This is a genomic window from Streptomyces sp. NPDC006296, from assembly GCF_040613235.1.
GTDB lineage: Bacteria > Actinomycetota > Actinomycetes > Streptomycetales > Streptomycetaceae > Streptomyces.
In genome coordinates this window covers 17523-39137 of record NZ_JBEXRT010000040.1, presented here as the reverse complement: position 1 = coordinate 39137, position 21615 = coordinate 17523, and the positions used below count along the sequence as shown (strand labels likewise).

Genomic DNA, 21615 nt, shown 5'->3' with positions numbered 1-21615 from the left:
ACCGGCCCACGCGCGACGGCCCGGACCTCGACGAGGTCCGGGCCGTCGCGCGTGGCGCGCGGGAGGTCAGCGGCGGTGCTGCGAGTCCGCCACCGTCACCTCGACGCGCTGGAACTCCTTGAGGTCGCTGTAGCCCGTGGTGGCCATCGCGCGGCGCAGCGCGCCGAAGATGTTCATCGAGCCGTCGGGGGTGTGCGAGGGGCCGGTCAGGACCTCCTCGGTCGTGCCGACCGAGCCGAGGTCGACCAGCTTGCCGCGCGGCACGTCCTCGTGGACGGCCTCCATGCCCCAGTGCCGGCCGCGGCCCGGGGAGTCCGTGGCGCGGGCGAGCGGGGAGCCCATCATCACGGCGTCCGCACCGCAGGCGATGGCCTTGGGCAGGTCGCCGGACCAGCCGACACCGCCGTCGGCGATGACGTGGACGTACCGGCCGCCGGACTCGTCCATGTAGTCGCGGCGGGCACCGGCCACGTCGGCGACCGCGGTCGCCATCGGGACCTGGATGCCGAAGACGTTGCGCGTGGTGTGCGCGGCGCCGCCGCCGAAGCCGACGAGGACACCGGCGGCGCCGGTGCGCATCAGGTGCAGGGCGGCGGTGTACGTGGCGCAGCCGCCGACGATCACCGGGACGTCCAGCTCGTAGATGAACTGCTTCAGGTTGAGCGGTTCGGCGGCGCCGGAGACGTGCTCGGCGGAGACCGTCGTGCCGCGGATGACGAAGATGTCCACGCCCGCGTCGACGACGGCCTTGGAGAACTGCGCGGTGCGCTGCGGGGAGAGCGCGGCGGCGGTGACGACACCGGAGTCGCGCACCTCCTTGATGCGCTGTCCGATCAGCTCCTCCTGGATGGGGGCGGAGTAGATCTCCTGGAGCCGCCGGGTGGCGGTCTCGACGGGCATCTCGGCGATCTCGTCGAGCAGGGCCTGCGGGTCGGCGTGCCGGGTCCACAGCCCTTCGAGGTTGAGGACACCGAGGCCGCCCAGCTCACCGATGCGGATGGCGGTCTGCGGGGAGACCACCGAGTCCATGGGCGCGGCCAGGAACGGCAGCTCGAAACGGTAGGCGTCGATCTGCCAGGCGATCGAGACCTCCTTCGGGTCACGGGTGCGCCGGCTCGGCACGACAGCGATGTCGTCGAACGCGTAAGCCCTGCGGCCGCGCTTGCCGCGCCCGATCTCGATCTCAGTCACGATGGTGTGGCCTTTCCTCTACGTCTGCGCTGACCAGTATCCCCGACGCACGCGTGAGGGGCGGTCCCGGGAACACCGGTCCGCCCCTCACCTGCGCTGATGCCTTACTTCCTGCTGTAGTTCGGTGCTTCCACCGTCATCTGGATGTCGTGCGGGTGGCTCTCCTTGAGACCCGCCGAGGTGATCCGGACGAAGCGGCCCTTGCTCTCCATCTCGTCGACGGTCGCGGCGCCGACGTATCCCATGGTCTGGCGGAGGCCGCCGACGAGCTGGTGCAGGACGTTGGCCAGCGGGCCGCGGTAGGGCACCTGCCCCTCGATGCCCTCGGGCACGAGCTTGTCGTCCGAGGCGACCTCGGCCTGGAAGTAGCGGTCCTTGGAGTACGACCGCCCCTGGCCGCGGGACTGCATGGCGCCCAGCGAGCCCATGCCGCGGTACGACTTGAACTGCTTGCCGTTGATGAACATCAGCTCACCCGGGGACTCCTCGCAGCCGGCCAGGAGGCTGCCCAGCATCACGCTGTCGGCTCCGGCGGACAGCGCCTTGCCGATGTCACCGGAGTACTGGAGGCCGCCGTCGCCGATCACCGGGACGCCCGCGGCGCGGGCCGCGAGGGCCGCCTCGTAGATCGCGGTGACCTGCGGGACACCGATGCCGGCGACCACGCGGGTGGTGCAGATCGAGCCGGGGCCGACGCCGACCTTCACCCCGTCGACACCGGCGTCGACCAGCGCCTGGGCGCCGTCGCGGGTGGCGACGTTGCCGCCGATGACGTCGATGCCGACGCTCGACTTGATCTTCGCCATCCAGTCGAGGGCGTTGCGGTTGTGCCCGTGCGAGGTGTCGACGATCAGGAAGTCGACCCCGGCGGACGCCAGCGCCTGCGCGCGGTCCAGCGCCTCGGGGCTGGCTCCGACGGCCGCGCCGACGAGCAGACGGCCTTCGGCGTCCTTGGCGGCGTTCGGGTACTGCTCGGCCTTCTTGAAGTCCTTGACCGTGATGAGGCCCTTGAGGACGCCCGCGTCGTCGACCAGCGGCAGCTTCTCGATCTTGTGGCGGCGCAGCAGCTCCATGGCCTCCACGCCGGAGATGCCGACGCGTCCGGTGACGAGCGGCATCGGCGTCATGACCTCGCGCACCTGGCGCGACCGGTCCGACTCGAAGGCCATGTCACGGTTGGTCACGATGCCGAGGAGCTTGCCCGCGGGGTCGGTGACCGGCACCCCGCTGATGCGGAACTTCGCGCAGAGCGCGTCCGCCTCGCCCAGCGTGGCGTCGGGGTTCACGGTGATCGGGTCGGTGACCATCCCCGACTCGGACCGCTTGACCAGGTCGACCTGGTTGACCTGGTCCTCGATGGAGAGGTTGCGGTGCAGCACGCCGACGCCGCCCTGACGGGCCATGGCGATGGCCATCCGCGCCTCGGTCACCTTGTCCATGGCGGCCGACAGCAGGGGGATGTTCACCCGCACGTTGCGCGAGATGAGGGACGAGGTGTCGACCGCGTTGGGCAGGACCTCGGACGCGCCCGGCAGCAGCAGCACGTCGTCGTATGTCAGCCCGAGCGTCGCGAACTTCTCAGGCACTCCGTCGACGTTTGCAGTCATGACACCTTCCCCAAATGGCCTTGATCGGTGCGGATGTCCATGCTAACGGCCTCGCGGGGTGTCTCATTCCACGAGCAAGATCACCTGGCGGTTCTGTGGCATCCTCCACACCGCCGGAGTCCGCCGGACCGGTCGTCACTGGCCCGCGAGGGCCCGCAGTCTGCTCAGCGCACGGTGCTGGGCGACCCGGACGGCGCCGGGGGACATCCCGAGCATCTGCCCGGTCTCCTCGGCGGTCAGTCCGACCGCGACCCGGAGGACCAGCAGCTCCCGCTGGTTCTCCGGAAGATTGGCGAGGAGCTTCTTCGCCCAGGCGGCGTCGCTGCTGAGCAGGGCCCGCTCCTCGGGGCCGAGCGAGTCGTCGGGGCGTTCCGGCATCTCGTCCGAGGGCACGGCCGTCGAACCGGGGTGCCGCATCGCGGCGCGCTGGAGATCGGCGACCTTGTGGCCCGCGATGGCGAAGACGAAGGCCTCGAAGGGCCGGCCGGTGTCCTTGTACCTGGGCAGCGCCATCAGCACCGCGACGCAGACCTCCTGTGCCAGGTCCTCCACGAAGTGACGGGCGTCACCGGGCAGCCGGTTCAGCCGGGACCTGCAGTAGCGCAGGGCGAGGGGGTGGACGTGTGCCAGCAGGTCGTGGGTGGCCTGCGCGTCACCGTCGACGGCCTGGTGCACCAGAGCACCGATCACCGTCGTCCCGTCCTCACGCATCGGACCATGGTGCCCCGGCGCCGTCCGATCCGCGCCATCGCGTCCCGGGTTGTGCACCGAAGCGTTATCAGCGGCGGCGCCCGCACCGCCGGCGGGCGCGTCGGGGCGCCCGGCGGAGGCGTCCGCCGGTGCGCCGTCGGCGTGGTGCGTGCGTGCCCCTGCGTTCTGAGCGGGTGCGCCGGATGTCATGTCCTGCGCCCTCCCCTTCCGCTCGACCGAATGTTCCCCGAGGAACTCCACCACCCCAAGGATGCGGCATCGGCCGGGAAGCGTCACACAGCGCTGATGGGGACGACCCGGCCGCGGGTCCGCCGCCACCGTCGCCCCGTCCGCCGGCGTGCGGACGGGATCGCACGGCTACCGGCCGCGCGGCGGCGTCAGCGGACGAGGCCCCAGCGGAAGCCGAGTGCGACGGCGTGCGCGCGGTCCGACGCCCCGAGCTTCTTGAACAGACGGCGCGCGTGGGTCTTCACGGTGTCCTCGGAGAGGAACAGCTCGCGTCCGATCTCGGCGTTGGACCGGCCGTGGCTCATGCCTTCGAGCACCTGGATCTCCCGCGCCGTGAGCGTGGGCGCCGCGCCCATCTCCGCGGACCGCAGCCGGCGCGGGGCCAGCCGCCAGGTCGGGTCGGCGAGCGCCTGGGTGACGGTCGCCCGCAGCTCGGCGCGCGAGGCGTCCTTGTGGAGATAGCCGCGGGCTCCGGCGGCGACCGCGAGGGCGACCCCGTCCAGGTCCTCGGCGACGGTCAGCATGATGATCCTGGCCCCGGGGTCCGCAGAGAGCAGCCGCCGGACCGTCTCCACACCCCCCAGGCCGGGCATGCGTACGTCCATCAGAATCAGATCCGAACGATCGGCCCCCCAGCGGCGGAGGACTTCCTCGCCGTTGGCCGCGGTCGTCACGCGCTCGACACCGGGCACGGTCGCAACCGCCCGGCGGAGCGCTTCTCGGGCAAGCGGGGAGTCGTCGCAGACGAGGACGGATGTCATGACCGTCCTCCGCAGCTGATGCGCGTCACCTTGAGCCTCCAGGCTGATACAAGTCGTCACCTGTGCGGTCGACCCCCTCGGACATCTGCCCGAGCTCGTTCTGCGTCAACCGCCTCCCCCTCATCAACGACGGTCACTCGAAAGAGTTACGGGCCGAAGCATCCGGTTCGGCACTCTAAGTGAGGGGTCGTTCACGGAGGAGAGCGACACGGGATCGTTCACCCGTCAATCGATCTTCCACTCTTCGACCTGCCCCATTTAGCGGGTTTTCTTCCCTTTTGGTGGCGTCTATGGCTAGATTCGCCATCAGTCATATTTACATCTACTAAGACCGTAGATGTACCGTCGGGACTCAGGTCACCGTCGAGCAGTGACGAGCGGCGACGGCCGACATGCCGTTTCCGAACCAGCAAGGGTTTCGAGGGGACACGCAATGGCAGATTTCTCCCGCCTTCCAGGACCCAACGCGGACCTGTGGGACTGGCAGCTGCTGGCAGCCTGCCGCGGGGTCGACAGTTCGCTCTTCTTCCACCCCGAAGGCGAGCGCGGAGCGGCCAGGAGCGCCCGTGAGACCTCGGCGAAAGAGGTCTGCATGCGCTGCCCGGTGCGCGCCGAGTGCGCGGCGCACGCGCTCGCGGTCCGGGAGCCCTACGGCGTCTGGGGCGGCCTGACCGAGGACGAGCGCGAGGAGCTCATGGGCCGCGCCCGCAACCGTCTGATCTCCGCCCACTCGGGACCGCCGCAGGAGTCCGGCCGCACCTGACGCCCCGGACGGACCGTCTGACGCAGAAACGTTCCTCCACTGCGGACGCCCCGCCGCCGTACTCGCACCGGGTGCGGCGGGGTCAGCGCGTGGCGGCCAGGGACAGCTGGTCCAGGGTGGCCGCCACCGCGGGGACCCGGGCGAGGTCGGGCAGGGTGAGGGCGACGACCTCACGTTCCACGGCGGGCTCCACCGTCACGGTGCGCGCCCCCTTGGGGCGTACCGATTCGAGAGCCAGGCCGGGCAGGACGGCGACGCCGAGCCCGGCGCCCACGAGTCCGATCACCGCCGGGTAGTCGTCGGTGGCGAAGTCGATCCGGGGGGTGAAGCCGGAGGTCGCGCAGACCTCCACCAGCTGGCGCCTGCAGCGCGGGCAGCCGGCGATCCAGGGTTCGTCGGCGAGTTCCCCGATGCCCACCGCGTCCTTGTCCGCCAGCCGGTGCCCCTCGGGCACCAGGCCGATCAGCCGGTCCCTGAGCAGCGGGCGCACGACCAGGTCGTCCCATTCGCCGGTGACCGTGCCGTAGCGGAAGGCGAGGGCGATGTCGCAGTCGCCGTCGCGCAGCATCTCCACCGAACGCGGCGGTTCCGCCTCGACGAGGGAGACCTGGGTGCCGGGGTGCGCGGCGCGGAGGGCGGCGAGGGCGCCGGGCACCAGGGTGGAGCTGCCGCTGGGGAAGGACACCAGCCGGACCCGGCCGGCCCGCAGTCCGGCGATCGCGGCGACCTCCTCCTCGGCGGCGGTGAGTCCGGCGAGGATGCCGGAGGCGTGCCGCACCAGCGCCTCACCCGCCTGGGTGAGGCGCATCTCGCGGCCGGTGCGGATCAGCAGCGGGGTGCCCGCCGAGGTCTCCAGTGCCTTCATCTGCTGGCTGACGGCGGGCTGGGTGCAGCCGAGCTCGCGGGCGGCGGCGGAGAAGGAACCGGTGGTGGCCACGGCGCGCAGGACACGGAGATGACGGGCTTCGATCACCCTTCAACCATAAGGGACGCTTGCAGAATCAGCCGAATAATCATGAGCACCTTTGAGAACCGCGCGGCTAACCTGACTGTTCATGAAGGTGCTCACCGTGAATCTCGGCCGTCCCACCCCCTCCGCGCACTCCGACGCGGCCGACGGCCTCACCGGGATCGGCAAGCAGCCGTCCGACGCCCCGGTGCGGGTGGACGACCCGGGCCCGAAGGGCACCGGCGGCAGCGGTCTGGCCGGTGACGCGGTGTGCGACCTGCGCCACCACGGCGGTACCGACCAGGCGGTGTACGCGTACGCCCGTGAGGAGCTGGACGCCTGGGAGGAGCGGCTCGGCCGTCCCCTGCCCAACGGCGCGTTCGGCGAGAACCTCACGACGCTCGGGATCGAGGTGAGCCGCGCACGGATCGGGGAGCGCTGGCGGATCGGCGACGCGCTGGTCCTGGAGGTCACGGCGGGCCGCATCCCCTGCCGTACGTTCGCCGGGCACCTGGGCGAGCGGGGCTGGGTGAAGCGGTTCACGCGCGAGGGGGCGACGGGCGCGTACCTCCGGGTGATCGAGCCGGGCACGATCCGCTCCGGGGATCCGGTCGAGGTGGTGCACGTGCCGGGCCACGACATCACCGCGGCCCTGGAGTTCCGGGCGACGACCACGGAGCGGGAGCTGCTGCCCCGGCTGCTCGACGCGGGGGACGCGCTGCACACGGAGACGCTGCGGGCGGCGCGGGCGTGGGTGGAGAAGCGGGGGCTCTCCTCCTGAGGGTCTTCCGCCCGGGATGTGTGCGGGTCGGTACCCCGTTCGGGCGGACGCTAACGTGCCGCCTATGACGACTGCACTGATTACGGGCGCGACGGCGGGGATCGGGGCCGCCTTCGCACGGCGGCTCGCGGGTGACGGGCACAATCTGGTGCTGGCTGCCCGCGACACCGAGCGGCTGCGGGCCCAGGCCACGGAGCTGCACGACCGGCACGGCATCGAGGCCGAGGTGCTGACGGCCGACCTGTCCACGGATGCCGGGATCGAAGCGGTCGCCGCCCGGCTGACGGACCGGGTGAGCCCGGTCGACCTGCTGGTCAACAACGCCGGCTTCGGGAACAAGGGCCGCTATCTGGACGTGTCCGTCGCCGACGAGCTGACGATGCTGAAGGTGCACTGCGAGGCGGTGCTGCGACTGACCTCGGCCGCGGCGGGCTCGATGCGGGAGCGCGGGCGCGGCGGGGTGGTCAACGTGGCCTCGGTCGCCGCCTTCCTGCCGCGCGGGACGTACGGGGCGTCGAAGGCGTGGGTCGTGCAGTTCACCCAGGGCGCGGCGAAGGACCTGGCGGGTACGGGAGTGCGGCTGATGGCGCTGTGCCCCGGCTTCGTACGGACCGAGTTCCACGAGCGGGCCGGCATGGGGACGGGCAACATCCCGGACTGGATGTGGCTCGACGCGGACAAGCTGGTGGCCGCGGCCCTGGAGGACCTGGCCCGGGGCAGGTCCGTGTCGATCCCGGACCCGCGCTACAAGGCGCTGATGGGCCTGGTGAAGCTGACGCCCCGCAGCCTGCTCGGCGGTGTCACCACCCGCGCGGGCCGGACGTACGGTCCCGAGTAGGCCGGACCGGGGCGCCCGCGACGCTGTGGGCTGCACGGACCCGGGCGACCCGCGGCACCCGCGGGCCGCGCGCTTCGCCCCGCCCCCGCGCGGAAGGGGCCGAGGCTCACCGGTCCGCGCCCGGCGCGGCGGTCCCCCGGAGAACACCGAGGCCCGGTGCCCCCGCGACGGGGGTACCGGGCCTCGGTGCTGCGTGCCGGGCGTACTAGTGGGAGTGGCCGTGGCCGCCGTGGGCGGCGTCGGCCTCTTCCTCGGCCGGCTTCTCGACGACCAGGGTCTCGGTCGTGAGCAGCAGCGACGCGATGGACGCGGCGTTCTCCAGGGCGGAGCGGGTGACCTTGACCGGGTCGATGACGCCGGCCTTCACCAGGTCGCCGTACTCACCGGTCGCGGCGTTGAAGCCCTGACCCTTGTCGAGGTCGGAGACCTTCGAGGTGATGACGTAGCCCTCGAGGCCCGCGTTCTCGGCGATCCAGCGGAGCGGCTCGACGGCGGCGCGGCGCACGACCGCGACACCCGTGGCCTCGTCGCCGGTCTTGCCGAGGTTTCCGTCCAGCACCTTGACGGCGTGCACCAGAGCGGAGCCACCACCGGAGACGATGCCCTCCTCGACCGCGGCGCGGGTCGCGGAGATGGCGTCCTCCAGACGGTGCTTCTTCTCCTTGAGCTCCACCTCGGTGGCGGCACCGACACGGATCACGCACACGCCGCCGGCCAGCTTCGCGAGGCGCTCCTGGAGCTTCTCGCGGTCCCAGTCGGAGTCCGTGGCGTCGATCTCGGCCTTGATCTGGTTGACGCGGCCCTTGACGTCGGCGGAGTCGCCGCCGCCGTCGACGATGGTCGTGTCGTCCTTGGAGACGGTGACGCGGCGGGCCGTGCCGAGCACGTCCAGACCGGCCTGGTCGAGCTTGAGGCCGACCTCCTCGGCGATGACGGTCGCACCGGTGAGGGTGGCGATGTCACCGAGCATGGCCTTGCGGCGGTCGCCGAAGCCCGGAGCCTTCACCGCGACGGCGTTGAAGGTGCCGCGGATCTTGTTGACGACGAGGGTGGAGAGCGCCTCGCCCTCGACGTCCTCGGCGATGATCAGCAGCGGCTTGGAGCTGCCGGCCTGGATGACCTTCTCCAGGAGCGGGAGCAGCTCCTGGATGGAGCCGATCTTGCCCTGGTGGATCAGGATGTACGGGTCGTCGAGGACGGCCTCCATACGCTCCTGGTCGGTCACCATGTACGGGGACAGGTACCCCTTGTCGAAGGCCATGCCCTCGGTGAACTCGAGGTCCAGGCCGAAGGTGTTGGACTCCTCGACGGTGATGACACCGTCCTTGCCGACCTTGTCCATCGCGTCCGCGATGAGCTCGCCGACCTGCGGGTCCTGCGCGGAGAGCGCGGCCACGGCGGCGATGTCGGCCTTGTCGTCGATCGGGCGGGCGGTCGCGAGGAGGTCCTCGGACACGGCCTTCACGGCGGCGTCGATGCCCTTCTTCAGGGCGGCCGGGGACGCGCCCGCAGCGACGTTGCGCAGGCCTTCGCGTACGAGGGCCTGGGCGAGCACGGTGGCGGTGGTGGTGCCGTCACCCGCCACGTCGTTGGTCTTGGTCGCCACCTCCTTCACCAGCTGGGCACCGAGGTTCTCGTACGGGTCGTCGAGCTCGACCTCGCGCGCGATGGTGACACCGTCGTTGGTGATGGTGGGGGCGCCGAACTTCTTGTCGATGACGACGTTGCGGCCCTTCGGGCCGATCGTCACCTTCACCGTGTCGGCAAGCTTGTTGACGCCGCGCTCAAGGGCGCGACGGGCGTCCTCGTCGAACTTCAGAATCTTCGCCATGGGCTGAGCTGTCCTCTCAAACGAACTGCGCCCCTCGCCGCCCGGCTAGTTATTTCGCAGGGGGCCAGGGGCGCAGAACAGAAGCAAACGTGGGTGAACTACTTCTCGACGATCGCGAGAACGTCGCGCGCCGAGAGGACGAGGTACTCCTCGCCGTTGTACTTCACCTCGGTGCCGCCGTACTTGCTGTACAGCACGACGTCGCCGGTCTTGACGTCGAGCGGAAGGCGCTCGCCGTTCTCGAAGCGGCCCGGGCCCACGGCCAGGACGACGCCCTCCTGGGGCTTCTCCTTGGCGGTGTCCGGAATGACCAGGCCGGAAGCCGTGGTCTGCTCGGCGTCGAGCGGCTGGACCACAATGCGGTCCTCGAGCGGCTTGATCGCAACCTTGGAGCTGGTGGTCGACACGATCCGGTCTCCCCCTTCGGAGATCTCACGGGGTTTAACAGTCTGTGGGTGGCGACCAGGTCGATCCGTCGTCGCGGGTGCCGGACCTGCCCTGTCGCACAGTGGTGCTGGCACTCTCCCTCGGGGAGTGCCAGCACTGAGACTATGACCGCGATTAGCACTCGGTCAAGCGGAGTGCCAATTCACCACCCTCGCGTGGCGTCGCGGGACCGGCGCACGCCCGGTCAACGCGGGAGAGGGCCGCGGCGTTCCGGCCCGGACGAGGAGAACGGCCCGGACCGGACGGCGGACCGCGGGAGGCCCGGTCGGCACCGGGGGACGGACGGCGCGAGGGGCCGAGGGCCGCGCGGACGCACCGGAAGGCGTGGGCGGCACAAGGGACCGAGGGCGGCGCGGGCGGCGCCGCAGGGCTCGGGAGCGGCACCGGGGAGTACGGGCCGGGCGGCGCCGTCAGCGGCCGACGGCGGCGCGGGCCGAGCGGACGCCCCGTCACGAGGTCCGCGCCCGCGCCGCCGCGGACCCGTCAGACGTAGTCCTCCAGCCTGGCCACGGCGTACCCCTTGTCCGTGACGGTCTTCATGACGCGGCGGATCATGTCCGCCATGGACCCCTTCCAGTCCTCCTCGCCCCGGAAGTGGGTGAGGATGATGTCACCGGGGTGCAGGTCCTGGTCCCACTCGCGCCACTCCATGTGGTCCGGGAAGGCCTCGGCCGCCCAGAGGGGGACGGCCTTGATGCCGCAGGACCGGGCGACGCGCAGGGTGTCGCCGTTGTAGTTGCCGTACGGCGGCCGCAGGAGGGTGGGGCGCTTCCCGAAGTGCTTCTGGATCTTGTCCTGTTCGCCGCAGATCTCCCGCCGCTGCTCCTCCTTCGAGAGCCCCGGGAGGTACCGGTGGTTCAGCGTGTGGTTGTTGAGGGTGACCCCCCTCTCCTGCATGTCCTTGAAGTAGCCGTAGTCGTCACTGACCACGTAGTCGCTGAGGAAGGCGCTGTACGGGATCTTCAGCTCGGTCATCATCCGCAGCAGCTCGGGGTCCTTCTCCGCCCCGTCGTCCATCGTCAGGAAGACGATGCGCTCCTTGGTGGGCACGGTGGTGAAGACCGGCGGCAGCGTCTCCCCGCCCTCCACCTCGAATCCCTTGCGGGTGGTGATCCGCGGCTTCACGGCGGGCGGCGCGGGGGCGGTGAGCGGCACCTTCGCCAGCCCCCACTTCCGCGCGACGGCGACGCGGGCGGCCAGCTCCCGCTTGAGCCGCCGGGCCTCGGCCTCGGCCGCGGCGGGCGCCTTCCCGGCGGCGGCTCCCGGCTGCCCGGCGGCCGGTTCCGGAGGGCTTCCGGCCCCTTCGTCCGCACCGTCGGCGCACCCGGAGGCGACCGCTCCGATCATCAGGGCGACGAGGACCGCAGAGACCGTTCTGTGCGGTCTCGCCGTTCTTTTGTGTTTTTGTCTTACTAGCTGCATGGCGCCGCATCCTGCCACCGCGGCACGGGCCGCCGACCGCGACACCTCCGGGGGGCCGGGTGCGTCGCCCGGCTGGCTCACAATGGATCCGTGAACGCTCTTCCCCCCGCCGACCGGACCGGTCCCGCCGGTCCGCTCGCCGACTTCGCCTCCCTGCGCACCCCCGAGGGCGCCGCGCTCCTGGACGAGCTGCGCGACCACGACCCGGCCCGGGAACTGGCGACCGCGACCCGGCTGCGCCGCACCCATCCCGCCGCCCTGGTGTCGGCGGCCCTCGGCCAGGCGCGGCTGCGGCAGCGCGCGGTGGCGAAGTTCGGGGCGGAGGACGCGTACCGCATGTTCTTCACCCCGAACGGCGTGGAGCAGGCCACCCGCAGCTCCGTCGCCGGCCACCGTGCCGGGCGGTTCGCGGCGCTCGGTGTACGGAGCGTGGCCGACCTGTGCTGCGGTATCGGCGGCGACGCGATCGCCCTGGCCCGGGCGGGCATCTCGGTGCTGGCCGTGGACCGCGACCCGCTCACCGCGCAGGTGGCCCGTGCCAACGCCGAGGCGCTGGGTCTCCAGGACCGCGTCGAGGTGCGGTGCGCCGATGTCACCGGGATCGACACCTCCCCGTACGACGCCGTCTTCGTCGACCCGGCGCGGCGCGGCGGGCGGGGCAGGATCTTCGACCCCGAGGCCTACTCGCCGCCGCTCTCCTGGGCGACCGGGGCCGCGCTGGCGGCGCCGCGCGCCGCGCTGAAGATCGCCCCCGGTGTCCCGCACGAGGCGATCGCGCCGCAGGCCGAGGCCGAGTGGATCTCGGACGGCGGCGACGTGAAGGAGGCCGTGCTGTGGTTCGGCGAGGGCTTCACACCCGGAGCGTTCCGGGCGACGCTGCTGCCGTCCGGCACGACCCTCGTCTCCGGGGGCCGGCCGCCCGCCCCGCCGGTCGGTCCCGTGGGCCGGTATCTGTACGAGCCGGACGGCGCCGTCATCCGCGCCCATCTGGTGGCCCGGATCGCGGAGGCGTGCGGCGGGCGGCTGATCGACGAGACGATCGCGTACGTCACGAGTGAGCGGGAGTACGCCTCGGACGCCGTCTCCGGCTACGAGATCACCGATCAGCTGCCCTTCAACACGAAGAAGCTGAAGGCGCTGCTGAGGGAGCGCCGGGTGGGGGTCCTGACCGTCAAGAAGCGCGGCTCGGCGGTCGAACCCGAGGAGCTGCGGCGCAGGATGAAGCTCCAGGGACCGCACGCGGCCACGGTGTTCCTGACCCGGGTGGCCGGGGCCCCGACGATGCTGATCGGGCAGCCGGTCGCACGGCCCTGATCAGGCGTCCACCGCGGCCGGCGCCCCGGCGAGCACCCGGAGCACCCAGCGGCGGTGGGCGAACGCCTTGACGAGGCCGGTCAGTCCGGTCAGCCACGCGAGGAATCCGAGCCCCATCAGCAGGGCCACCAGACCGTACGTCTGCTCGCCGGCCCGGGCGGTCGCCGGGACGGCGACACAGGCGAACAGGCCCACCGCGCAGAGCGGGAACGAGGTCAGCAGCCAGGCGAGGCTCGCCCGCGGCCTGCGCAGCGGAGCGTCCCACGCCGGATCGCGGTCCAGACCGCCCCACGCCACGAGCAGCCGGTGGATCCGCAGGTCCCGGGCCGCGCCGACGGCGAGGAGGACGACGGCGGGGACGAGCAGTGCGGCGCCGCCCGCGAGGCAGAAGACGCCCGGGATCGCGTCGAACGCGCCGAGGGCGTCCTCGAACATGAGCCAGGCGGCTCCCACCAGGGACCAGCCGAACGCGGCGGTACCCGCCCACATCCACAGGATCCCGAGCCGTGCGGGCCCGATGAACCCCGTGACCAGTTCACCGAGCACCACCGCCCGGTCCCTCAGCAGGGCGTCCCGGTCGGGCCAGGAACGTATTCCGACGGGCGGGGGCGGCGGCGGGAGCGGTGAACTGCTGGGCATGGCTCCGAGGTTACCGAGCCCGCACCCCGCTCCCCCGCGCCGCCCCGGCCCCACGGCGGGCTCGCGGTGGCCCGGCGGTGCGGGTCAGGTCAGCGGGTAGGACGTCCGGCCCGCCGCCTCGTCGATCTCGTCGTGCGCCTTGGTGAGCAGCCTCATCGCCAGTTCGTTGAGCGCACGGGCCCCGGCGATCTCCTCGCCCACCCGTGGCTGCTGCGCGTCGGTGGGGTGACGGCTGGCGTAGCCGTGCGCCCGCACCTCGGTCCCGTCGCTCAGCCGCACCATCGCGGCGGCACGGGTCCGGTGGCTGTCCTCCTCGAACTCCAGCTCGACATGCCATCCGACGGTGGTCTCCATCATGACGGTCACCTCCCGGGATCTCCTGTCTCCAGGGTGCGCCCGTCGCCCCGCCCGCGCACGGCGTGCGGCACGCGCCGTGCGGGGTTCGGGTCAGGCGTCCAGCAGGGCCTGCACGTCCAGCTTCCGCATCCCCGTCATCACCTTCATCGCCCGGTCCGCCCGGGCCCGGTCGGGGCCGCCGAGCAGCTCGGGCAGGGCGCGCGGGACGATCTGCCAGGACAGGCCGTACCGGTCCTTCAGCCACCCGCACATGCTCTCCTCACCGCCCTCGGTGAGCCGCTCCCACAGCCGGTCGACCTCCGCCTGGTCCACGCAGTCCACACTGAGCGAGACCGCTTCGCTGAACCGGAACTGGGGGCCGCCGTTGAGACCGAGGTACTCCTGGCCCGCGAGGACGAACTCCACCGTCAGGACGGTGCCGGTCTCCCCCGGCGCGGCGTCCGTGGTGCGGGTGACCTCGACGATGCGGGAGTCGCCGCCGAAGACGGACACGTAGAACTCCGCGGCCTCCCGGGCCTGGCCGTCGAACCACAGACAGGGCCTGATCTTCTGCATGGTCTCTCTCCTCCACTCGGCGCGCCGCTCCGCGGGACGCTGTGCAAGGTAGACCCCGGCAGGACCCGGAACTCATCGGGACACGCGCACACCGGCCCGGGGTTCCGGGAGGCGCCCGGTCCGGATCAGCCGCCCGCCGGACCGAGGGACTCGAAGCGCCAGCGGTGCACGGCGCGGGTGACCAGCCCGGCGTCCGGCTCCGGCAGCTCCGGGAGCTCGTCGTCGTACGCCGCGTCCCACCAGGTCAGCACGAGCACCCGGTCCTGCGGGGCGCGCAGCAGCTCGCCGCGCAGCGGCCGGGGGGCCAGCTCGGCCGCCCTCGCCCCGGCCCACGCCAGCAGCTCCGCGCCCCGGCCCTCGGCGGCGCGGGCCTCCCACATCAGGGCGACGGTCATGAGTAGAGGTTGTCCTTGCTGATCTCGTGCACGTGGTCATGGCCGTGCGCGTGGCTGTGCGCACCCGGCACATGGGTCTCGGTGACCGGCAGCGAGGAGTCCGCCGAGAGGCCGAGGTCCGACACCGGGCGGTTGCGCGCGACCATCTCCGCGCCGAGGGCGGCGACCATCGCCCCGTTGTCCGTGCAGAGCCCGGGCCTCGGGACCCGCAGCCTGATCCCGGCCTTCGCGCACCGCTCCTCGGCGAGCGCCCGGAGCCGCGAGTTGGCCGCGACACCGCCGCCGATCATCAGGTGGTCCACGCCCTCGTCCTTGCAGGCCCGGACGGCCTTGCGGGTGAGGACGTCGACGACGGCCTCCTGGAAGGACGCCGCCACGTCCCGGACGGGGACGTCCTCGCCCGCCGCGCGCTTCGCCTCGATCCAGCGCGCCACCGAGGTCTTGAGGCCGGAGAAGGAGAAGTCGTACGCGGGGTCCCGCGAGCCGCTCAGTCCGCGCGGGAAGGCGATGGCCTTCGGGTCGCCCTCCCTGGCCAGCCGGTCGATCACCGGGCCGCCGGGGAAGCCGAGGTCCAGTACCCGGGCGATCTTGTCGAAGGCCTCGCCCGCCGCGTCGTCGATGGTCGCGCCCAGCGGCCGTACGTCGTTGGTGATGTCCGGGGCCAGCAGCAGCGAGGAGTGGCCGCCGCTCACCAGGAGCGCCATCGTCGGCTCGGGCAGCGGGCCGTGCTCCAGCTGGTCGACACAGATGTGCGAGGCGAGGTGGTTCACCCCGTACAGCGGCTTGTCCAGGGCGTAGGCGTACGCCTTGGCGGCCGAGACCCCGACGAGCAGCGCCCCGGCGAGTCCGGGGCCGGCCGTGACCGCGATGCCGTCGAGGTCGCGGGCGCTGATCCCGGCGTCCCCGAGGGCGCGCTCGATGGTGGGGACCATCGACTCCAGGTGGGCGCGGGAGGCGATCTCGGGTACGACGCCGCCGAAGCGTGCGTGTGTGTCGACGCTGGAGGCGACGGCGTCGGCGAGGAGCGTCGTGCCGCGCACGATGCCGACACCGGTCTCGTCGCAGGAGGTCTCGATGCCGAGTACGAGCGGTTCGTCAGCCATCAGTCTGTCTCTGTTCCTTGTACGGTCAGGCGCATGACGAGTGCGTCGATGTTGCCCGGCTGGTAGTAGCCCCTGCGGAAGCCGATGGGTTCGAAGTCGAAGCGTTCGTAGAGCTTCTGGGCGCGGGTGTTGTCGACACGGACCTCCAGCAGCACCGCGGTGCATTCGAGGGCGGTGGCGTGCCGCAGCAGGTCGGTCAGCAGTTCGGAGCCGAGGCCGGTGCCCCACCGGCTGCGGCCGACCGCGATGGTCTGGACGTCGGCGAGGTCGCCGGCCGAGGCCAGGCCTGCGTAGCCGACGACCCTCCCGTCGGCGGGGTCCTCGGCGACGACGTAGTGGTGGGTGGCCCGGGGTCCGCGGGTGCGGGCGAGTTCGGACCAGAACATGCCGGCCGACCAGGCGTCGTCGGGGAAGAGCTCGTGTTCCAGCTCCAGCACCGGCTCGATGTCCCACCAGCGCATCTCGCGCAGCACAGCGGTCGTGGCGGTCACTGGGGGGTGACCACCTTGTAGTTCTTCGGGACCTGGGCGTCGGGCCTTCGCAGGTAGAGCGGCTGGGGCGGCAGCAGCGCGACGCCGGCGGCGAGCCGTTCGACGGCCAGGGCGGCGAGCGCGGCGGCGGAGACGTGCTCCGGGCCGCGGGCGTCCGGGAAGGCCTCGGGGTAGAGGAGCGCGCCCGCACCGGCGACGGGCAGTCCGGCGAGCCGCTCGGCGATGTCGGCGGGCCGGTCGACGGAGGGGTCGCCGTCCCGGGTGCGGGGGTCGGTGTAGCGCGCCCAGTAGACCTCCTTGCGCCGCGCGTCGGTGGCGACGGCGAAGGGGCCCTCCGGTCCGGCGGCGTACGCCAGGGCGTCGAGGGTGCACACGCCGTGCACCGGCACGGACAGCGCGGAGCCGAAGGTCGCGGCGGTGACGAGCCCGACGCGCAGCCCGGTGTACGGGCCGGGGCCGACCCCGACGGCCACGTCGGTCACGGCGTCGAGCTTGACCCCGGCCTCGGCGAGGACCCGGTGCACGGCGGGCAGCAGCAGTTCCCCGTGCCTGCGGGCGTCGACCTGGCCGGTCTCGGCGACGACGGAGGTCCCGTCGTGGAGGGCGACGGTGACGGCGGGGGTGGCGGTATCCATGGCGAGCAGCAGCACGCGAACAGCCTACGGCTCCGCCGACCGGGCCACGGCGGCCCGTGCAGCGTCCCGGGCTCCCTCCTCGCTGCTGGTACCGTCGCCGGGTATACGCGTGTACGACGTAAATGCTTGTACGACATGCGACGGATGCAGGTGAAAGGGGACCTCACGGTGGCACGGGGCAGCTCGGGAATCGTGGCCGGGCTCACTGCCGCGGCGGTGGCCGCGGTCTGTTTCCTCGCCTACCAGGCGTCGGCGAACGCGCCCGACTCCCTGACCGCCGCTCCGGCCGGGCCCTCCAGCTCGCCGGCGGCTCCCTCGTCGAAGCCGGCGCCGCCGAAGGACCCGCACGCGGTCCCCGAGGACTCCGACACGGGTGTCCGGGTGGTGTACGCGCTGAAGGACCGGCGGGTCTGGCTCGTGGACGACAAGGAGAAGACCCTCCGGACGTTCACCGTCATGCCGAGCTCGGTGAGCCCGCTGCCGGGTGTCTACACGGTGTCCTCGCGCTCGGGCACCATCAAGGGCTCCGACGGTGTGCTGATCGAGCACGTGGTGCGCTTCGCGAACGTCGACGACGTGTCCGTGGGCTTCAGCGCCGCCCAGGACGGCTCGATGCAGAGCCCCGACCCCACGATGAAGACCGGCGGGGTGCGGATGAAGCGGGCCGACGGCGACGAGATGTGGACCTTCGCCACGGTCGGCGCGAAGGTCGTCGTCGTCCCCTGACCTGACCGCAGGCGGCCCGGGGCGTACCGCGTCCCGGGCGGCGGCCGGGATCAGGCCGCGTCGCGCTCCGCGGGGGGCGGCGCGTCACCGGTGTCGTCCGGATCGGCGTCCGCGTCGCGGGGCGGGGTGGACACCGCCGTCGCGGCCGCGCAGGAGGCCAGCAGGTCCTTCATCGACACCGCGGACACCGGCGGCTGCTCCGCCTGCGACGACTGCGGCCGCACTTCACGCTCGGGTGCCGGCATGGATGCCTCCTCGGGCTTCGGTGAGAGACGTGGTTAGGTACACCTAACCCGCCCCTGTACCCCATGTGACCACGGCGGGGCTCCCCCGCGCAACATTTTACCGACGCCCTGTCGGAAAGTGTCGGGAAGCGGAGCCGGGAGCGGCCTCGGGCCGGCGTCCCTCAGCGTGCCGACAGATCGGTGTCCAGGGACGCCCAGCGCGCGCCGATCCCCACCAGGGTCACCGTGCGGCGCTCGTCGTCGGTGTCGCCCACCGCGCGGTCGATCACCACGCGCAGCCGGTCGTCCGACAGCTCCTCGACCTTGCCGTCGCCCCACTCGACGACGATCACCGACTCGGGCAGCGACACGTCGAGGTCCAGGTCCTCCATCTCGTCGAGCCCGCCGCCCAGGCGGTACGCGTCGACGTGGACCAGGGCGGGGCCCTCGCCCAGCGGCGGATGGACCCGGGCGATGACGAAGGTCGGCGAGGTCACGGCCCCGCGGACGCCGAGGCCCTCGCCGAGGCCCCGGGTCAGGGTGGTCTTGCCCGCACCGAGCTCACCGGTGAGCATCACGAGGTCGCCGGGGGCCAGCACGCCGGCGATCCGGCGGCCCAGCTCCTTCATCTCTTCGGGGGACTCGACGGCGACGTCCAGGGTGACGGTGCCCGGTGCGACGGTGTCGGCCACCGGGCCGTTGTGCGCTGCTTCCATGCCGACCAACGGTAGAGGATCAGCGCGCTCCGGCCGGAACCGCTCCGATCCGCACCAGCAGGTCCGCGAGCCGGTCGGTCACCGTCTCGGGGTGCTCCAGCATCACCAGGTGCCCCCCGTCCGGCACGATGACCAGCTCCGCGTCGGGCAGCTGGTCCGCGATGGCCTCGCTGTGCGAACTGGGTGTCACGAGGTCCTTGTCACCGGCCAGGATCAGCACCGGGATCCCACGGAAGGCGGGCAGCGCCGCGCTCTTGTCGTGCTCGGTGAAGGCCGGGTAGAACTCGGCGACCACATCGATCGGGGTCGACTCGATGAGCCGCTCGGCGAACCGCGCGACGGCCGGGTCCACGTCCTTCGACCCGAACGAGTAGCGCTTGATCAGCCCCGCGAACAGGTCGGCGGTCGCCCGCCGGCCGCGCTCCACCAACTCCGTCTGCGAGCCGAGCGCCTTGAGCACCCCGGGCAGCACCCGGCGCACCGCGTTCACCCCGGCCACCGGAAGGCCGAAGTTCACCTCGCCGAGCTTGCCGCTCGACGTCCCGACGAAGGCGACCGCGGCCACCCGGTCGCGGACCAGCTCCGGGTGGCGGTCGGCGAGCGCCATCATCGTCATGCCGCCCATGGAGTGCCCGACGAGCACCAGCGGTCCCTCGGGGGCCGCCGCGTCGATGACCGCCTTGAGGTCGCGGCCCAGCTGGTCGATACCCACCGGCACGCCCTCGGCCTGCGCCCGGCCGCGCTCGGACCGGCCGTGGCTGCGCTGGTCCCAGTGCACCGTGCGGACCAGCCCGCGCAGCGCGGCGCGCTGGAAGTGCCAGGAGTCCTGGCCCAGGCAGTAGCCGTGGCTGAAGACGACGGTCAGCGGTGCGGGGTCCTTGCTGCCGAAGAGCCTGCGGCGGCGCGGCCCCGAGCCTGCGGGGGTGCCCGGTCCGGGGCGTCCGCCCGCACGGCTCGCCCCGCCGTCCGGTTCGATCTCGTCGACCTCGTAGTACAGCTCGGTGCCGTCGTCCGCGAGGGCCCGGCCGGGGTGGCCCCGCAGGGAGCCGTACGGGCCGGAGGCGTCCAGCGCGAGGCGGGCCTTCTTGCGCATGCCCCGGCCCACGGTGAGCCGTTCGACGGCGACGCCGGCGGCCGCGCCCGCGGCGATGACGCCTATCGCCGCCCCGGCGACGCCCGCCCGGCGCCAGCCGGCCGCCGCGACGGCCGCCGTCGCCACCACGTCCTCCGCGCTGGTCTCGCTCACCGTGCCGTGCTCCTTCGTCGCTGTCGTCGCTGTCGTCGGCCGGGGCGGACCGCGGCCCGCTCCGGCCGGGGTCTCAGTCCCTGCCGGAGTCCTCGTGGAGATGGACGCGCGGGACGCGCGCACCGATGCGTGTGACGATCTCGTACGCGATGGTGTCCGCCGCCCGCGCCCAGTCCTCCGCGCTCGGCTCGCCCCGGTCCCCCGGCCCGAACAGCACCGCTTCCGTGCCCGCCGCGGGGGTGTCCCCTCCGAGGTCGACGACGAACTGGTCCATCGCGACCCGGCCCGCGATCCTGCGGACGGCGCCCGCGATCAGGACGGGGCCCCGGCCGGAGGCGTGGCGGGGGATCCCGTCCGCGTAGCCGACCGGCACCAGGGCGAGCGTCGTCTCGGCGGGCGTCGTGTAGTGGTGCCCGTAGCTGATCCCGTGCCCCGGAGGCACCTGCTTGACCAGGGCGACCGAGGCGGCCAGCGTCATGACCGGACGCAGCCCGAAGTCGGCGGAGGTGCCCAGCTCGGGGCTGGGCGAGATGCCGTACATCGCGATGCCGGTGCGCACGAGGTCGAAGTGCGACTCGGGCACCGTGAGCGTGGCCGGGGAGTTGGCGATGTGCCGCACCTCGGGCCGGACGCCCTCCTTCTCCGCGTACGCCAGCATGTGGTGGAAGACGTCCAGCTGGGCGGCGATCGAGGGGTGGCCGGGCTCGTCCGCACAGGCGAAGTGTGACCAGAGGCCGGTGACGCGCAGGACGCCCGCGTCCTCGGCGGCGCGGGCGGCCGAGACGAGCGCGGGCCAGTCTGCGGGCTGGCAGCCGTTGCGTCCCAGGCCGGTGTCCGCCTTGAGCTGGACCCTGGCCGGGATCCCGGCGAGGGTGGCGGCGGCGACGACCTCGTCGAGCGCCCACATCCCGCTGACCGAGACGTCGATGTCCGCCTCGACCGCCTCGCGCCAGGGGCCGCCGGGGGTCCACAGCCAGCACATGATCCGGCCGCCGATACCGGCCGCCCGCAGGGCGAGCGCCTCCTGCGGGGTGGCGGTGCCCAGCCAGGCCGCGCCGGCCTCCCGGGCCGCCCGGGCGCAGGGCACCGCCCCGTGGCCGTACGCGTCGGACTTCACCACGGCCATGAGCTGCGCGCCGGACGCCCGCGCGCGCAGCGTGCGCACGTTGGCGCGCAGTGCGGCGAGGTCGATCTCGGCACGGGCTCTCAGGGTCGCTGTCTCGTTCATCGCGCCCAGTGTCTCAGAGCCGTACGCCTGTGCTCTCGATCTCCTGTGCCCGGTGAGGCGGTCACCGGTGGTCGAGGGCATGTTCCAGATGGCCGACGAGGACCGGGACGTGACTGGCCGGGACGTCCTTCACGGACGTGACGAGGGTGACGGCGCCGCCCCTGCGCAGCAGCGCGAGCAGCGTCTCGACGGCCTCGGTGTGGGCGGGGTCGCCGAGCTCGGTGCGGTAGCGGTCCGCGAAGGCGTCGTACCGGCCGCCCGACCGGTCCTCGTGGTACCAGGTCCGGAGCTCGTCCGACGGCGTGACGTCCTTGGCCCACAGGTCGACGGCCGCGCGCTCCTTCGAGATCCCGCGCGGCCAGAGCCGGTCGACCAGCACGCGGGTGCCGTCGTCGTCCTCCGGCGGGTCGTACACCCTGCGTACGCGGATGCCGCTGCCGCTGCCCATGTCCGGTCA

The 21615-nt window shown here is 72.5% G+C and carries 25 protein-coding genes; 5 read left to right on the top strand and 20 right to left on the bottom strand.

Going from position 1 to position 21615, the window contains the following annotated elements; translation table 11 throughout:
• Window positions 1–66: 66 nt before the first annotated feature.
• From ABZ172_RS24350 to ABZ172_RS24335, 4 genes are all read right to left on the bottom strand, one after another.
• Window positions 67–1191, bottom strand: a complete 1125-nt coding sequence (locus tag ABZ172_RS24350; RefSeq protein WP_356886374.1) for a GuaB3 family IMP dehydrogenase-related protein — start codon at window positions 1189–1191, stop codon at window positions 67–69.
• 104 nt (window positions 1192–1295) lie between these two features.
• Window positions 1296–2798, bottom strand: a complete 1503-nt coding sequence (guaB, locus tag ABZ172_RS24345) for an IMP dehydrogenase (RefSeq protein ID WP_356886372.1) — start codon at window positions 2796–2798, stop codon at window positions 1296–1298.
• A 135-nt stretch (window positions 2799–2933) separates the two neighbouring features.
• Window positions 2934–3509, bottom strand: a complete 576-nt coding sequence (locus ABZ172_RS24340) for a sigma-70 family RNA polymerase sigma factor (RefSeq protein ID WP_356532885.1) — start codon at window positions 3507–3509, stop codon at window positions 2934–2936.
• 377 nt (window positions 3510–3886) lie between these two features.
• Window positions 3887–4498, bottom strand: a complete 612-nt coding sequence (locus ABZ172_RS24335; RefSeq protein WP_003948568.1) for a response regulator transcription factor — start codon at window positions 4496–4498, stop codon at window positions 3887–3889.
• 433 nt (window positions 4499–4931) lie between these two features.
• Here ABZ172_RS24335 and ABZ172_RS24330 point away from each other — a divergent pair, with 433 nt between their 5' ends.
• The gene (locus ABZ172_RS24330) at window positions 4932–5261 is read left to right on the top strand and encodes a WhiB family transcriptional regulator (protein WP_356886370.1); all 330 of its coding nucleotides are present in this window, start codon (window positions 4932–4934) and stop codon (window positions 5259–5261) included.
• Between the two features lie 82 nt (window positions 5262–5343).
• Here ABZ172_RS24330 and ABZ172_RS24325 read toward each other — a convergent pair whose 3' ends face one another.
• Entirely contained in the window at window positions 5344–6234 is an 891-nt protein-coding gene (locus ABZ172_RS24325) for a LysR family transcriptional regulator (protein ID WP_356886368.1), read from the bottom strand.
• An 82-nt stretch (window positions 6235–6316) separates the two neighbouring features.
• On the opposite strand from ABZ172_RS24325, the gene ABZ172_RS24320 reads away from it, so the two are divergent.
• Window positions 6317–6991, top strand: a complete 675-nt coding sequence (locus tag ABZ172_RS24320) for an MOSC domain-containing protein (protein WP_356886366.1) — start codon at window positions 6317–6319, stop codon at window positions 6989–6991.
• 64 nt (window positions 6992–7055) lie between these two features.
• Entirely contained in the window at window positions 7056–7829 is a 774-nt protein-coding gene (locus ABZ172_RS24315; protein WP_356886364.1) for an SDR family oxidoreductase, read from the top strand.
• Window positions 7830–8034: 205 nt separating this feature from the next.
• On the opposite strand, the gene groL is transcribed toward ABZ172_RS24315, so the two are convergent.
• The 3 genes from groL to ABZ172_RS24300 form a co-directional block, all read right to left on the bottom strand.
• Window positions 8035–9660 (bottom strand): chaperonin GroEL, encoded by a 1626-nt coding sequence (groL, locus tag ABZ172_RS24310; RefSeq protein ID WP_356886362.1) that lies wholly within the window; start codon window positions 9658–9660, stop codon window positions 8035–8037.
• Between the two features lie 98 nt (window positions 9661–9758).
• Window positions 9759–10067, bottom strand: a complete 309-nt coding sequence (gene groES, locus ABZ172_RS24305) for a co-chaperone GroES (RefSeq protein ID WP_003966899.1) — start codon at window positions 10065–10067, stop codon at window positions 9759–9761.
• Between the two features lie 523 nt (window positions 10068–10590).
• Entirely contained in the window at window positions 10591–11529 is a 939-nt protein-coding gene (locus ABZ172_RS24300) for a polysaccharide deacetylase family protein (protein ID WP_356886360.1), read from the bottom strand.
• A 90-nt stretch (window positions 11530–11619) separates the two neighbouring features.
• On the opposite strand from ABZ172_RS24300, the gene ABZ172_RS24295 reads away from it, so the two are divergent.
• On the top strand, window positions 11620–12843 hold the full coding sequence (locus ABZ172_RS24295; protein WP_356886358.1) for a methyltransferase domain-containing protein: 1224 nt from the start codon (window positions 11620–11622) through the stop codon (window positions 12841–12843).
• On the opposite strand, the gene ABZ172_RS24290 is transcribed toward ABZ172_RS24295, so the two are convergent.
• From ABZ172_RS24290 to tsaB, 7 genes are all read right to left on the bottom strand, one after another.
• Window positions 12844–13482, bottom strand: coding sequence for a hypothetical protein (locus ABZ172_RS24290; protein ID WP_356886356.1), 639 nt, complete (start codon window positions 13480–13482; stop codon window positions 12844–12846).
• Window positions 13483–13566: 84 nt separating this feature from the next.
• Window positions 13567–13839, bottom strand: a complete 273-nt coding sequence (locus ABZ172_RS24285; protein ID WP_356886354.1) for a DUF1876 domain-containing protein — start codon at window positions 13837–13839, stop codon at window positions 13567–13569.
• 90 nt (window positions 13840–13929) lie between these two features.
• Entirely contained in the window at window positions 13930–14394 is a 465-nt protein-coding gene (locus ABZ172_RS24280; protein WP_356886352.1) for a VOC family protein, read from the bottom strand.
• Window positions 14395–14519: 125 nt separating this feature from the next.
• Window positions 14520–14789: a hypothetical protein gene (locus ABZ172_RS24275; RefSeq protein ID WP_356886350.1), complete on the bottom strand. Its 270-nt coding sequence runs from the start codon at window positions 14787–14789 to the stop codon at window positions 14520–14522.
• A complete protein-coding gene (gene tsaD / locus ABZ172_RS24270; RefSeq protein WP_356886348.1) occupies window positions 14786–15892 on the bottom strand; it encodes a tRNA (adenosine(37)-N6)-threonylcarbamoyltransferase complex transferase subunit TsaD in 1107 nt (368 codons plus the stop codon). Before tsaD ends, ABZ172_RS24275 begins: the two co-directional genes overlap by 4 nt.
• Window positions 15892–16383: a ribosomal protein S18-alanine N-acetyltransferase gene (gene rimI, locus ABZ172_RS24265; RefSeq protein ID WP_356886346.1), complete on the bottom strand. Its 492-nt coding sequence runs from the start codon at window positions 16381–16383 to the stop codon at window positions 15892–15894. Before rimI ends, tsaD begins: the two co-directional genes overlap by 1 nt.
• Entirely contained in the window at window positions 16380–17018 is a 639-nt protein-coding gene (gene tsaB / locus ABZ172_RS24260; RefSeq protein ID WP_356886420.1) for a tRNA (adenosine(37)-N6)-threonylcarbamoyltransferase complex dimerization subunit type 1 TsaB, read from the bottom strand. The genes rimI and tsaB overlap by 4 nt, the downstream gene beginning before the upstream one ends.
• 144 nt (window positions 17019–17162) lie before the next feature.
• Here tsaB and ABZ172_RS24255 point away from each other — a divergent pair, with 144 nt between their 5' ends.
• Window positions 17163–17744: a hypothetical protein gene (locus ABZ172_RS24255; RefSeq protein WP_356886418.1), complete on the top strand. Its 582-nt coding sequence runs from the start codon at window positions 17163–17165 to the stop codon at window positions 17742–17744.
• 50 nt (window positions 17745–17794) lie between these two features.
• On the opposite strand, the gene ABZ172_RS24250 is transcribed toward ABZ172_RS24255, so the two are convergent.
• From ABZ172_RS24250 to ABZ172_RS24230, 5 genes are all read right to left on the bottom strand, one after another.
• On the bottom strand, window positions 17795–17989 hold the full coding sequence (locus ABZ172_RS24250; RefSeq protein ID WP_356886344.1) for a hypothetical protein: 195 nt from the start codon (window positions 17987–17989) through the stop codon (window positions 17795–17797).
• 161 nt (window positions 17990–18150) lie between these two features.
• Window positions 18151–18684, bottom strand: a complete 534-nt coding sequence (gene tsaE, locus ABZ172_RS24245) for a tRNA (adenosine(37)-N6)-threonylcarbamoyltransferase complex ATPase subunit type 1 TsaE (protein ID WP_356886342.1) — start codon at window positions 18682–18684, stop codon at window positions 18151–18153.
• Window positions 18685–18703: 19 nt separating this feature from the next.
• Window positions 18704–19930, bottom strand: a complete 1227-nt coding sequence (locus tag ABZ172_RS24240; RefSeq protein ID WP_356886340.1) for an alpha/beta hydrolase — start codon at window positions 19928–19930, stop codon at window positions 18704–18706.
• A gap of 73 nt (window positions 19931–20003) precedes the next feature.
• Window positions 20004–21158: an alanine racemase gene (gene alr / locus ABZ172_RS24235; protein ID WP_356886338.1), complete on the bottom strand. Its 1155-nt coding sequence runs from the start codon at window positions 21156–21158 to the stop codon at window positions 20004–20006.
• A gap of 61 nt (window positions 21159–21219) precedes the next feature.
• Window positions 21220–21606 (bottom strand): DUF488 family protein, encoded by a 387-nt coding sequence (locus ABZ172_RS24230; RefSeq protein ID WP_356886336.1) that lies wholly within the window; start codon window positions 21604–21606, stop codon window positions 21220–21222.
• Window positions 21607–21615 lie beyond the last annotated feature (9 nt).

Coding starts and splice junctions, on each gene's coding strand:
- guaB (WP_356886372.1), bottom strand. CDS start 2,798: ATGACTGCAAACGTCGACGGAGTGCCTGAGAAGTTCGCGACGCTCGGG.
- ABZ172_RS24340 (WP_356532885.1), bottom strand. CDS start 3,509: ATGCGTGAGGACGGGACGACGGTGATCGGTGCTCTGGTGCACCAGGCC.
- ABZ172_RS24335 (WP_003948568.1), bottom strand. CDS start 4,498: ATGACATCCGTCCTCGTCTGCGACGACTCCCCGCTTGCCCGAGAAGCG.
- ABZ172_RS24330 (WP_356886370.1), top strand. CDS start 4,932: ATGGCAGATTTCTCCCGCCTTCCAGGACCCAACGCGGACCTGTGGGAC.
- ABZ172_RS24320 (WP_356886366.1), top strand. CDS start 6,317: ATGAAGGTGCTCACCGTGAATCTCGGCCGTCCCACCCCCTCCGCGCAC.
- ABZ172_RS24315 (WP_356886364.1), top strand. CDS start 7,056: ATGACGACTGCACTGATTACGGGCGCGACGGCGGGGATCGGGGCCGCC.
- groL (WP_356886362.1), bottom strand. CDS start 9,660: ATGGCGAAGATTCTGAAGTTCGACGAGGACGCCCGTCGCGCCCTTGAG.
- ABZ172_RS24300 (WP_356886360.1), bottom strand. CDS start 11,529: ATGCAGCTAGTAAGACAAAAACACAAAAGAACGGCGAGACCGCACAGA.
- ABZ172_RS24290 (WP_356886356.1), bottom strand. CDS start 13,482: ATGCCCAGCAGTTCACCGCTCCCGCCGCCGCCCCCGCCCGTCGGAATA.
- ABZ172_RS24285 (WP_356886354.1), bottom strand. CDS start 13,839: ATGATGGAGACCACCGTCGGATGGCATGTCGAGCTGGAGTTCGAGGAG.
- ABZ172_RS24280 (WP_356886352.1), bottom strand. CDS start 14,394: ATGCAGAAGATCAGGCCCTGTCTGTGGTTCGACGGCCAGGCCCGGGAG.
- ABZ172_RS24275 (WP_356886350.1), bottom strand. CDS start 14,789: ATGACCGTCGCCCTGATGTGGGAGGCCCGCGCCGCCGAGGGCCGGGGC.
- tsaD (WP_356886348.1), bottom strand. CDS start 15,892: ATGGCTGACGAACCGCTCGTACTCGGCATCGAGACCTCCTGCGACGAG.
- tsaB (WP_356886420.1), bottom strand. CDS start 17,018: ATGGATACCGCCACCCCCGCCGTCACCGTCGCCCTCCACGACGGGACC.
- ABZ172_RS24255 (WP_356886418.1), top strand. CDS start 17,163: ATGCAGGTGAAAGGGGACCTCACGGTGGCACGGGGCAGCTCGGGAATC.
- ABZ172_RS24250 (WP_356886344.1), bottom strand. CDS start 17,989: ATGCCGGCACCCGAGCGTGAAGTGCGGCCGCAGTCGTCGCAGGCGGAG.
- tsaE (WP_356886342.1), bottom strand. CDS start 18,684: ATGGAAGCAGCGCACAACGGCCCGGTGGCCGACACCGTCGCACCGGGC.
- alr (WP_356886338.1), bottom strand. CDS start 21,158: ATGAACGAGACAGCGACCCTGAGAGCCCGTGCCGAGATCGACCTCGCC.
- ABZ172_RS24230 (WP_356886336.1), bottom strand. CDS start 21,606: ATGGGCAGCGGCAGCGGCATCCGCGTACGCAGGGTGTACGACCCGCCG.